12 protein-coding genes are annotated in these 12,053 nt (G+C 49.1%); 7 read left to right on the top strand and 5 right to left on the bottom strand.

All coding sequences use genetic code 11. The features are described from left to right. Positions 1-622, top strand: a 622-nt coding sequence (locus ABJO30_07455; GenBank protein MEP3232648.1) for an FAD-dependent monooxygenase, incomplete at its 5' end; no start/stop codon positions are given. A gap of 6 nt (positions 623-628) precedes the next feature. On the opposite strand, the gene ABJO30_07450 is transcribed toward ABJO30_07455, so the two are convergent. After that, the gene (locus tag ABJO30_07450) at positions 629-2,026 is read right to left on the bottom strand and encodes an L-serine ammonia-lyase (GenBank protein MEP3232647.1); all 1,398 of its coding nucleotides are present in this window, start codon (positions 2,024-2,026) and stop codon (positions 629-631) included. Positions 2,027-2,225: 199 nt separating this feature from the next. On the opposite strand from ABJO30_07450, the gene ABJO30_07445 reads away from it, so the two are divergent. The 6 genes from ABJO30_07445 (at position 2,226) to ABJO30_07420 (ending at position 8,120) form a co-directional block, all read left to right on the top strand. After that, on the top strand, positions 2,226-3,047 hold the full coding sequence (locus tag ABJO30_07445) for a nitroreductase family protein (protein ID MEP3232646.1): 822 nt from the start codon (positions 2,226-2,228) through the stop codon (positions 3,045-3,047). Positions 3,048-3,175: 128 nt separating this feature from the next. Beyond that, the gene (locus ABJO30_07440) at positions 3,176-4,408 is read left to right on the top strand and encodes an amino acid ABC transporter substrate-binding protein (protein MEP3232645.1); all 1,233 of its coding nucleotides are present in this window, start codon (positions 3,176-3,178) and stop codon (positions 4,406-4,408) included. Positions 4,409-4,528: 120 nt separating this feature from the next. Then, positions 4,529-5,443 (top strand): branched-chain amino acid ABC transporter permease, encoded by a 915-nt coding sequence (locus ABJO30_07435; protein ID MEP3232644.1) that lies wholly within the window; start codon positions 4,529-4,531, stop codon positions 5,441-5,443. 12 nt (positions 5,444-5,455) lie between these two features. Continuing rightward, positions 5,456-6,508 (top strand): branched-chain amino acid ABC transporter permease, encoded by a 1,053-nt coding sequence (locus ABJO30_07430; GenBank protein ID MEP3232643.1) that lies wholly within the window; start codon positions 5,456-5,458, stop codon positions 6,506-6,508. Then, positions 6,505-7,248: an ABC transporter ATP-binding protein gene (locus ABJO30_07425; GenBank protein ID MEP3232642.1), complete on the top strand. Its 744-nt coding sequence runs from the start codon at positions 6,505-6,507 to the stop codon at positions 7,246-7,248. The genes ABJO30_07430 and ABJO30_07425 overlap by 4 nt, the downstream gene beginning before the upstream one ends. Continuing rightward, the gene (locus tag ABJO30_07420) at positions 7,248-8,120 is read left to right on the top strand and encodes an ABC transporter ATP-binding protein (protein MEP3232641.1); all 873 of its coding nucleotides are present in this window, start codon (positions 7,248-7,250) and stop codon (positions 8,118-8,120) included. Before ABJO30_07425 ends, ABJO30_07420 begins: the two co-directional genes overlap by 1 nt. Before the next feature lie 4 nt (positions 8,121-8,124). Here ABJO30_07420 and ABJO30_07415 read toward each other — a convergent pair whose 3' ends face one another. From ABJO30_07415 to ABJO30_07400, 4 genes are all read right to left on the bottom strand, one after another. Further along, positions 8,125-9,429 (bottom strand): MmgE/PrpD family protein, encoded by a 1,305-nt coding sequence (locus ABJO30_07415; protein ID MEP3232640.1) that lies wholly within the window; start codon positions 9,427-9,429, stop codon positions 8,125-8,127. Beyond that, positions 9,426-10,250, bottom strand: coding sequence for a MaoC family dehydratase N-terminal domain-containing protein (locus tag ABJO30_07410; GenBank protein MEP3232639.1), 825 nt, complete (start codon positions 10,248-10,250; stop codon positions 9,426-9,428). Before ABJO30_07410 ends, ABJO30_07415 begins: the two co-directional genes overlap by 4 nt. Positions 10,251-10,387: 137 nt before the next feature. Further along, complete coding sequence (locus tag ABJO30_07405) at positions 10,388-10,822, bottom strand: MucR family transcriptional regulator (protein ID MEP3232638.1); 435 nt, start codon at positions 10,820-10,822, stop codon at positions 10,388-10,390. A 254-nt stretch (positions 10,823-11,076) separates the two neighbouring features. Beyond that, a complete protein-coding gene (locus ABJO30_07400) occupies positions 11,077-11,964 on the bottom strand; it encodes a LysR substrate-binding domain-containing protein (GenBank protein MEP3232637.1) in 888 nt (295 codons plus the stop codon). Between the last annotated feature and the right edge of the window lie 89 nt (positions 11,965-12,053).

Below are 12,053 nucleotides of genomic sequence, written 5' to 3'. Positions count from 1 at the left end.
TCGTGCAATCATAGACGCGGCGAGCGGTGAAGCGTTTGATAAAACCCACGATGTCACCGTTACCTTCGGGTCAAGAGCGCATTTCATCTATTACCCGATTAAGGGGGGTAAGCAGCTCAACATGGTGTGCATTGTTCAAGGCGCACAAGTCGAAAACCGCTGGAGTGCACCTGCGACAAGTGCCGAGGTGCTTGCCCATTTGCCGAACTGGTCGCAACCCATCAAAACCCTGATCAAGCGCACAGACAACTGGCAGCGCTGGCCCCTCTTCACCGTCGCACCTGAAAGCTCTTGGACCAATGACACCACCGCGCTTGTTGGAGATGCAGCCCACGCCATGGTGCCCTTTGTCGCGCAAGGCGGCGCTATGGCTATAGAAGACGCCGCCGTACTTGCCCACGCCATCGCGACACAGCCGAACACCTCATTGGCCTTCAAAGCCTATGAGACCGCCCGCAAAGAGCGCGTCACGAAAGTGTGGCACGAAGCCATGGCCAACGGAAAGCGCTATCACATGAGCGGCCTACCAGCCCTCGCCCGCAACATAGCCCTCAAAACCATGGGCGGCGAACGTATGGCGCAGCGATATAACTGGATTTATGACTGGCGCCCGCCTGTATGATGAGGGCTAACACTCCACCGTATTAACAGCCAGTCCGCCGAGGCTTGTCTCTTTATATTTCTCGTTCATATCAAGCCCTGTTTGACGCATGGTCTCGATGCAATTGTCGAGCGGGATGAAGTGTGTGCCATCGCCTGCCATGGCGAGTGATGCGGCGGTGACCGCTTTTACAGCACCCAATGCATTGCGCTCAATACATGGCACTTGCACGAGGCCTGCGACGGGGTCGCAGGTCATACCTAGGTGATGTTCGAGTGCAATTTCTGCAGCATTTTCCACCTGTTCCGGCGTGCCGCCCATGCAAGCGACAAGTCCCGCTGCCGCCATAGAAGAGGCAGAACCCACCTCCCCTTGGCATCCCACTTCCGCGCCTGAGATTGACGCGTTGTGTTTGATGATGCCGCCAATCGCCGCAGCGGTTAGCAGGAACGTATCAACGCCCTCTTTCGAGGCATTGTCGATGAATTTCAGATAATATTTGATCACTGCAGGCACGACACCCGCCGCTCCATTGGTGGGTGACGTCACGACCTTACCACCAGCCGCATTCTCCTCATTGACGGAGATGGCGTAAAGCGAAAGCCATTCATTAGCGACCATCGGATTAAAGCGGTTTGATTGGGCTTGCTCGTTCAATTTTTCATGCAGGTTTGCGGCCCGACGTTTCACTGCCAATCCGCCTGGCAATTCTCCCTTTTGACGAAGGCCGCGTTCAATGCAGTCATCCATCGCTTTCCAGATTTTTTGCAATCCCGCTTCAAGCGTTGCAGCACCAATGGTGGCTTCTTCGTTGGCACGTTTAAGCTCCGCGATTGACTTGCCAGACTTCGCGCACATGGCGAGCATTTCATTGGCATTAGCAAACGGGTGCGGCACACCAACGGGCTTCTCATCATCCTTATCGCGAATGGTCAAAAGCTCTTCTTCGCTCGCAACAAAACCGCCGCCGATAGAATAATAAATCCGCTTAAGCAGCATACGGCCCGACGCATCGGACGCGATGAAAGACATGCCGTTCGCATGACCTGGCAAATTGACATCATAGTCAAAAACCAAATCCACTTCAGGATCAAACAGATAAGCTGGATGCCCTTCTGCTGCCGTCATGCCTGTACGTGTAGCGCGCGCGATAATGTCATCCACCTGATCAGGATCAATGGTATCTGGCAATTCCCCCATGAAGCCCAAAATGATCGCGCGGTCAGACCCGTGACCCTTGCCTGTAAAAGCGAGTGATCCATGTAGTCTCGCGCTCACATGTTTAACTTCAGCGCCTGCCGGACGCGGCCAGTCTCCATCGCGGACTTCATCCAAAAAACGACGCGCCGCCACCATCGGCCCCATCGTATGAGACGAGGATGGGCCAACCCCAATTTTAAACACATCAAAGACAGACAGAAACATTTTCGTTTTCCAATCAAACAACCGTCGCGTTTATCCAAGTAGCCACATTGTCGCGCAAGACACCTATTTATATGCGACACGATTTCACAAGAACCGCCGCCCTAAGCATATTTAATGTAGAGTTATTTCTTGGCTTGGGTCTAGAATAATCACCCGTTGCATTTAACGAACCACTTCTTTCAAACTAAGGCACTAGAAAATGACGCCTCCCGCATCATCCAAACTTCACACAGCCCTTAACGCTCGATTTTCTGATGCGGGTGAACCACCAAGCAATTTGGAACAGCTGCTCCCTATCGCCGCGCGAGGCTCTTGCCGCGAATTCACAGATGAATCAATTGATCGAGCGCTATTGGATACGTTGATCGCAACCGCTTTTTCTGCACCCACAAAGAGCGATCTGCAACAACGGGACATTCTCATCGTCACCGATCCAAAAATCAGAACGGCCCTCAATGAAGCCTGTGACACGCAAAGCTGGGTAAGTGGCGCGCCGCTTTTGCTCGTCGTGCTTGGTAATCACCGCCGCCAACAAAAAATCCACGAGCGCCAAAACCGTCCTTTCGCTAACAACCATATGGACGCACTGTTTAACGCAGCCGTTGATGGCGGTATTTTATTGTCGTCACTTGTTACATGTTTCGAGTTGGCAGGCCTCGGCACCTGCCCCATCAGCGCGATTAGAAACAAATCTGAAGATGTTGCGACCATTCTCAGTCTACCCAAACAAGTCTTCCCTGTTGCAGCCCTTGCTGTCGGATGGCCAAAGTCCCGCCCCGCCCCGTCACCTCGTCTCCCTCTGTCTGCCACCGTGCATGAAAACCAATTTGACGACAGCCGCGAAGATGCGCTGGCGCAGCAATATGACCCGACACGCCATTATGAAACCCAGCGTTTTACCAAAGAAGACGGAGTTTCAGCGAAATATGGCTGGTCAGAAGACAAAGCCAGACAATATGCACGCAGTGAACGTAAAACCTTCGGAAAATGGCTCAAAACACACGGCTTCATGTTCCCTTAGCAATAAGATTTGATCAATTCTCTCCGGTTTTATTGAAAAATATTTGGTTGCGAGTTGATAACAGCAGATTTTCCTGCCTACACTCTTGGTTCCATCTGGAGGGATGGAACATTTTAGGGAGGAATATAATGAAACGTACTATGAAAAGTATGGCCTATACTTTCGGTATTTTGATGGCCTCTACTGGTATTGCAGCAGCTGCTGAATGCGAAGTTTTGACACTTGGCTCAGCAATCTCGCTCACTGGTAAATATGCGACCAACGGTGCGCATGCGAAAAACGGCTACGAATTTGCCATCAAGAAAATCAAAGAAAATGGCGGCATTAAAGTTGCTGACAAATGCTACAACTTCAACGTCATCTACTATGACGATGAATCCAAAGGCGACCGTGGTGCAACCCTCGCAGAACGCCTAATCAATCAAGACAAAGTGCAGTTCATGCTTGGGCCTTATTCATCTGGCCTCACAAAAGCGATTGCACCAGTAACAGAGAAATATCAAATCCCGATGGTTGAAGCAGAAGGCGCGTCGCGCTCATTGTTCAACAAGGGTTACAAGTATCTCTTCGCCGTGCTTTCAACCTCTGAGCAATATCTCGCATCAGCCGTCACACTTGCAGCAGAAAAAGCCAAAGAAGCTGGCAAAGATGCTTCTTCTGTAAAGGTTGCGATTGCGGTTGAGAACGATCCGTTCTCTCTCGATATTCGTGCTGGTGTTTTGGAAGACGCTAAAAAGCTTGGCATGAAAGTCATCATCGACGAGAAACTGCCCCGCGATCTTTCGGATATGTCGGCAATTCTTACAAAAGTGAAATTGTTGAAGCCTGACCTTCTCGTTGTATCAGGCCACTCAAAAGGTGCTGCAACGGCTGTTCGTCAAATCGGTGAGCAGAAAATCAAAACGCCAATGGTTGCCCTCACACACTGCGAAGCAGCAGATGTGACAGGAAACTTCGGTGATGCAGCAAATGACATCTTGTGCTCAACACAGTGGGCTGAATCACTGACTTACGAAGACCCAATCTTCGGCAGTGCTTCAAACTATGAGGCAGAGTTCAAAGGTTCTTACCCTGAATATGCTGAGAAGAAAGTGCCGTATCAAACAGCACAAGCAAGTGCTGCGGTTTATGTCTTCAAGGATGCTTTCGAGCGTGCTGGCACATTGGAAAAAAATGCTGTGCGTGATGCAATCGCCAAGACTGATTTGAAAACATTCTACGGCGATATTCGCTTCTCTGAGGCTGGCAATAACATCGCCAAGCCAATGGTTCTGCGTCAAATTCAAAATGGTGCCTACAATGTTGTAGCCCCATCTGGGTTTGCTTCACACGAAGTGAACTATCCGCGCAAAGCCAACTAAACACAAAACCAGACGCTCACAAGCAGCGTCTGGTTTCACTCTCCGGATATTTATAATCATTCCGTAACAAGCGTTTTAAGACGTTTGAACGGGGGCAAACCTTTTCCAAAGGTAGGGTTTATGGATCAAATATTAGGCAATATTGGCCTACTCATCGAATTTCCGGTCGTCAATTTAGCGATCATTATTGAAGGGCTGATGATTGGTGCATTGTTTGCGCTTGCAGCCTACGGTCTGGCTCTTGTTTGGGGGGTGATGAATGTCAAAAACCTCGCACAAGGCGACTTCGTGATCGCAGGCGGCTATGTCTCTTGGTGGCTTGTCAACAACATCGGCATGCATCCGCTGCTGGGTGTTCCAGTCGCCTTCGTGGTGATGTGGGGCATTGGCTGGGCAACCTATAAATTGGTCATTTCTCGCGTCATTGAGCGCGACCTCTTCACCTCCCTCCTCGCAACCTTCGGCCTTGCTATTATGATGGCGCAAATCATGAATTTGATGTTTGGCTCCGACACCCAAAGCCTAACGCTTGATATGCCCGTTCTCGAATTTGCCGACGGTTTCATTCAACTACCCATGGCAAAAGTACTTGGCGTTTTGATGGCCAGCGCCCTCGCGCTCGGTGTCGTCTTATTCATGAAGAATAGCCGCATGGGCCAAGCCATCCGCGCAACAGCACAAGACGCGCGCGCTGCCCGTGTGCTCGGTATCGACACTGAAAAAGTCTACGCTTTCACCTTCTCACTTAACTCTGCCATTTGCGGAGCCGCTGGCGCGATCATCGTGATGGTATGGGTCATTCAACCCTTCTACGGCATCACCTACTCAATACGCGCCTTTGTGGTCGTCACCGCTGCGGGCCTTGGCAATTTACCAGGTGTTATCGCAGCAGGTCTTGGCATTGGTGCAGCAGAACAATATGGCGGTCATATCTTTGGCATTGGCTACCAACAAGCAATCGCGGTCATCATCTTGCTGCTCGTTTTAATCGTGCGGTTATTGCAGCAACGCCGCAATCGCCAAGTGTTACAATAGGAGGGTTCAGGCATGTTACAAACCTACAAAAACAATCCAAAACCTTTCCTGCATGGCGTCTTGTTGATCTTCATCATCGTGGCTCCATTCTGGTTTCCAAATTTCACCACACAGCTCGCCACGCTTTGGCTGTTCATCATCGTCGCCATGACATGGGACATGACGGGCGGACAGATGGGGTATAATTCGCTCGGCAATATCTTCTTCTACGGCACGGGCATGTATGCCGCCGCCGTTTTTGCGATATCGCTGGTTTATGATGTTGGCGATTACACCAGTGCTTTTGGCGGTGGTCGGTTTGACTTTACCGACCAACAATATTTCACGGGCTTTATATTCGGCTCACTATTTGCTGGATTTTTCTGCGCCATTTCAGCCTTCATCGTCGGCTATTTAACCTTCGGTTTACGCGGCCCCTACTTCGCGATTGGTACACTCGGCGTTGCTATTGCAGCAGGTGAGCTCGTCTCAAACTGGGAATGGGTTGGCGGCGGTCAAGGCATCGTGCTTCCGGTCTATCCAGGTGATCTGGATGATGGCAAGATCTTCATCTATTACGCCTTTGCCATAACCGGCGTTGTCTTATTCACCTTCCTAAATTGGCTTTATAAAACCCGCTTCGGCGCGGCCATGAACGCCATTCGTGATGATGAAGAAAAAGCCGAAGCAATGGGCATCCACACCCTTCGTTATAAACTCATCACATGGGCAATGGCGGCCTTCTTCGTTGGCATTGTCGGCGGTATATCAGCCTTCCAATTGATCAGTTTTGAGCCGCTTGAAACGGCGTACCAAACAATCAACCTCGGCATCTTCATGGTGGTTTGCGTGCTGCTTGGCGGCAAGGGAACGCTATGGGGGCCAATCATTGGTGCGATCTTATTCCATGTCATCAAGGAAGTGACATGGAGCTATTTCCTCGGATGGCAGTGGGTCGCCCTTGGGTTCTTGATTGTTGTCACAGTGGTCTATTTCCAAGATGGCCTCATGGGCTGGTTAAAAACCAAGAAACCAGAATGGTTCGGCATTCGTGTTGACCAAAAAGAGTTTGAGGCAGCCGAATGAGTACGATTATTGATGTAAGCGGTGTTTCCAAATCTTTCGGTGGTGTGAAGGCCAATTCTGACGTTTCACTATCGGTCAAAGAAGGCGGCATCACGGGCCTGATAGGTCCCAATGGATCGGGCAAGACTACGATGTTTAATTCGATCGTTGGCTATCATCCGATTGATAGTGGTTCGATTAAATTTAAGGGCCGTGAAATTTCAAAAATGCAGGTGCCAGAAATCGCCCGTCTCGGCCTTTTGCGCACCTTCCAACAAACCCGCATTTATGGTGCAATGAACTGCGTTGAGAATATGCTGATCTCACTACCTCATCGCAAAATGAGCTTTATGGATTCACTTAAGAAAAACAGCGGTGAAGATCATGAGCGTGCAGAGCACCTACTTGAATTTGTTGGCCTTTATGAAAAGAGGTATTTGCAATCAGGTTCCCTCTCCTTCGGCCAGCAAAAGCTGCTTGAGTTCGCCATGGCTTTAATGAATGAGCCGACGGTTCTACTGCTTGATGAACCAACAGCGGGCATCAACCCGACGCTTATCAACGGCCTGATTGATCGCCTCAAACTCGCCAATTCTGAGTTCGGCATTACCCTCTTCATCATCGAGCATAATATGCGCGTCATCATGAATATGGCGGACACAATCTACTGCCTCGCGCACGGTGAAATGCTGGCATCAGGCGCACCGGATGACATTCAAAACGATCAACGCGTCATCGACGCATATCTGGGGGCGCACTAATGGCAAAAGCTACTAAAAAAGGCGTTAGCGGATATGGCTCGGGCGGTGTTGAAACGGTAATTTCGGTTGAGGAAGTCACCAAACAAGTCTCGGCCATCGCGCAAGATATAACGGTCGATCAATTGATGGATCTAGCGGGCAATGACCCCTATGTGTCGATCAACAACCTCAAAGCAGGCTATGGCAAAATGGAAATTTTGCACGACATCAACCTGCATGTGGGGCGCAAACAATCACTCTGTCTGATCGGCCCAAATGGTGCTGGCAAGTCGACGATCCTTCACGCGATTTTCGGCTTCAACAATATCTTTTCTGGTTCCATCAATATTGGCGACGGCAAGAACAAACGGGATGTCACCGCCCTCTCCCCGAATGAGAAATTAGCGGAAGCAGGCATTGCCTACATTCTGCAAGATAAGTCCGTCTTCCCCGGCATGACGGTGGAAGAGAACCTCTGGATGGGTGGCTTTTTGCAAGACAAGCCAGCCGAAGCAAAGCGAAAAGCAGAAGAGATTTTCGATAAATACCCACGCCTCGCCGCCCGCCGCAAGCACCAAGCAAAAGTGCTGTCTGGTGGTGAACGACGCTTGCTGGAAATTTCCCGCGCTTTGGTGATGAACCCAGATGTATTGCTCGTCGATGAGCCGTCCATCGGCTTGGAACCACGCTTCATCGATATGGTGTTTGAGATTTTGCACGACCTTCAACATGTGGAAGGCAAAACCATCATCATGGTGGAGCAAAACGCCAAGAAGGGTCTCGAATTCGCGGACATTGGCTATGTGCTGGTATCAGGTGAAATCGCAATTGCAGGTAAGGGCAAAGACCTCTTGAACGACCCAAATGTCGGGCAGTTATTCTTGGGCGGCTAGCATGCTAGCCAATCAAACTCTTGAGGGTAAAAGCGGCATTCGATTGCGCTAGATTATCAACGTTTGTTTCCAAATTGGCGGCAAGGCTTTCACCTAGCAAACTTGCACCTTTCGCGACGATTTTCTCACGCCGATTGTCAAAGCTCATCGGCTTGGTCAAATCGTGTGATGATGAGAAGATGTCCGCGCCAGTTCTAACAACCACCTCCGCTGCCGCCTCGCCAATTTTTTCATTGGTACGAACCTCAACGCGGTCGCGTAATGCTATTAGATCGACATCATCACAAAGCGCATCATTGTAAGTGTCTAGGGCGCCCGTATCATGCCCTGCAAGACAAGCAGCAGCCGCAACTTTATAGCTGAATTTTGCTTCTAACCCCGTCTTAGGTTTCTCAATATTGCAAACGGTAAGCCAACGCGGATGCACGTTTAGCATGACGTTCTCTATCTCATGGAGATCAAATTGATTCTCACGCCGTATTTCGCCAAGGGCTTCAAGACTTGCATGAATACCGTGACAACAAGCATGAAATTTATGGCTGACATCTTCAAACAAGAAACGTTGGCTTTCAAAGTCGACCTCATTTTGAGAACCGACATGTGTCACGCCAAACCCTTGTGATGCTTCGATACCATCCACACGCGAAACGAAGCCGTGAGAAGCCAGATAAGCCACCTCAACGCCGTTAGATGCTGCCATGCCCGCATGGTAAGGTTTACCCATGGTTCCAAACTGCGACTTTAATCCAGACGCTCTCGTGGCAGCCAAACCTAAAGCGTGGCATGTCTGCTCTTCATCGAGACCTAAAAGGCGGGCGCAAGCAATTGTTGCGCCGAAGGTTCCAGCAGTCGCAGTTTGATGGAAGCCTGCTTGATAGTGAGAACGCCCAAGCCAAACACCGATGCGGCAACTTGCTTCGCACCCAAGTAAAGCTGCCTCAAGAAACGATTGACCACTGGCCCCAACACGCTCTGCAATAGCCGCAGCAGCCGATACCACCGCAACACTTGGATGGCCGATATGAGCAAAATGCGTATCGTCATAATCAAGCGCGTGACTGGTAGAACCATTAACAAGGGCTGCGGCCCGTGCTGGCACTTGAAGTGAGCTACCGAACACAGACGCCTCCGCCTTACCCCCTTCATGCAGTGCCATAGTACGCACGATGCGCGAGACATCCTCATCAATGCCCGCTTGAGCAACGACCACCCAATCAAAGACAGACAATCGCATCACAGCAAGTGCTGCTTCTGGAAGGTCGGACCACGCCGCCATCTTTGCTAACTTACGGGTTATGCCAATGCTCATGCTTTCAAGCTCGCTTTGGCTTCCATCTTAACCCGCCCCTCATCATCTTGCGCCTGTAGGATAAAACCACCCTCTTCCCGTTTTCCCAAAAGCTGCAAGGTACCGCCTGCAATGGCAGGACTTACACCACGAAAGGTGAAATTCTCTAAGGTCACCCCCATTCGCTCCGCCTCGCGCCCTGCCATTTGCATAAGACACGTCGCAATCATCGGGCCGTGCACCACTATCCCCTCATAGCCTTCTACTTCACGTGCATAAGGTTCATCGTAATGTATGCGGTGGCCATTAAAGGTGAGCGCTGAATAACGAAACAAGAGCACAGAATTTGTCTCCAGCATTTGCTCAAAATCTGCTGCAAAAGGGTCGCCCGCATGTGAGGGAGCTGCTGCCGCGGTTTCTTTATAAACAATGGTCTGACGCTCTTGCAGTCTTATCGTTCCCCCAGCGCTATAACGGTGCAATACATTGACGAAAACAAGCGGCCCCGTCCGCCCCTGCTTCAATGTCACATCGTCTATCGTTGAATGCCGTTCGACTTCACCAGTTTCAGGTAGGTCAGAATAAAACGTGGTCTCGCCTGCTGCCCACATACGATATTGAAGCGGCACGGGTGGTAAAAAACCACCTTTCTTAGGATGACCGTCATGGCCAACATCACTCATGGGAACCGTTGGCATTGCCAAACACCAATGAAGACCTAACGCTGAGCTACCGAGTGTCGCTTTAAACCTATCAACAAGTGCTGGCGTGATGAAATCAACAGCACGTTCTTCGCGCCCCACCCAGCGGGTGAGATCATCCATATCAAGCGCGGCACTCATCGTGTTTGCACTTTTGATTTGTTGAATTGCAAGTTTTGCATGTGCTGTTCTTAGCCTTCATCAATAAGACCCGAATGTAAGCACAAAAAAGCCAAGCAACTCAACGTTGCTTGGCTTTTTAAAATACAAAAATGACTTTAAGCCTTACGGCCAAGTCCTAGCTTTTTAGCTAGATCCGAACGGCGCTCAGCATAGGCAGGAGCAACCATTGGGTAGTCAGCTGGAAGACCCCACTTCATGCGGTATTCTTCAGGCGACATATCATGGCTAGCGCGGAGGTGTTTTTTCAAAGACTTGAATTCCAAACCGCATTCTAAGCAAGTCAGAATTTCTGGCTTCAAAGACTTTTTGATAGGAACAGCAGGTTTTTGCTTTTCTTTCTCACCATCAGCACCACCTGAATTTTTTTTCCGTACAAGACCAGATAATGTTGCATGGATATCTGTTACCAAAGCCGGTAGCTCTGATGCTGGTAGAGTATTATTTGCTACATACGCGGAAACAACTTCAGCTGTTATCTCAGCGAGATGTTGAGAGGTATCACTCCCCCCAGATTGCGTTTCTTCAGACATATTTTCCCCAATATCAAGCGAAATAGGCGTCGCCAATTTTCTCTTACGGGGAGCTTATAGAATAAAAATAGGATATTTAAATAAATAAAAAGCCAGAAATTCTAGATTTTATAATTGGGCTCAATTACATGCCGAATGTATAAAAAGTCATTATAAATACTCTCACACATTAACGTCATATTAGCTGATCTAAAAGATACAAATAATTTCGAAGGCAAAATTTAATCTAAAGCAATCGGAAATACTCAAAAATACTACACAAAACTTGTGTGTGTGCTGTATGCATTCATCTTTGTATCAATGAAATCTGTTAAATTACGAATCAGATCACCAAGTCCTGGACGATCATAGGAATGTTCAGAGCGGAATATTCCAAGCTCAATTGGTGGTAATTGATCAAATCCATCTAAAGCATCAATGATTTTCAGCTCGCTCGAAATCGCAACTTTCGGCAAGACAGTAACGGCCAAACCAGCGGCCACTGCGGTGCTAATTGTTGTAACACTTTCGCTGACATATTCCTCACGCCAATTAATACCCATAGTGGCAAGATACGTGGTTATTTTATCACGAAATGGGCATGGGCTGGCAAACAAACCAAGCGGCAATATTTCTTGTTCCAGACATTTCATATCATGGCTAGCAACCCAATGGAGTGGTTCCTTCCAGATATTCCCAACAGGCTTTAAGCCATCGCCAACGATTGCGATTGCTACATCAAGTTGATTGTCTGAAATAAAGCGTCTCAGTTGGCCATTTGGCAAAGCAACAACCCGCAGCTGCACATTTGGGTGCATCTCTTTAAATTGGGCAAGGATAATATTAAGGCCCGCTTCAGCAAACCATTCCGGTACACCAAGTCTAATATCACCAACAAGTTCAGGACTAGCCAAATATAATACGGCTTCGTCATAAGCTGAAATTATCCGCTTGGCATATCCAACCAGCCGCTGACCATGTGTCGTCAAACGGCGCGAGCGCCCTTGCCTGCTTGGCTCAAACAATATTTGACCAGAACGCTCTTCCAGTCGCTTTAGTTGCAAGCTCAATGTTGGCTGGGTCAAATTCAAACTTTTTGCAGCCGCAGAAATTGTTGAAGCCTCTGCAACAGCAATAAGCGATCGTAGTAGTTGGATATCCAATCTTCCTACTATTGATGGGCCTATATTTTTGTCTTCAGGCATATTACTTCAACATATTATTTCACTCGATGCCCTTATAAAACAAGTTA

The organism is Hyphomicrobiales bacterium (assembly GCA_039973685.1).
GTDB lineage: Bacteria > Pseudomonadota > Alphaproteobacteria > Rhizobiales > JACESI01 > JACESI01.
This window is presented reverse-complemented; position numbering and strand designations above follow the sequence as displayed.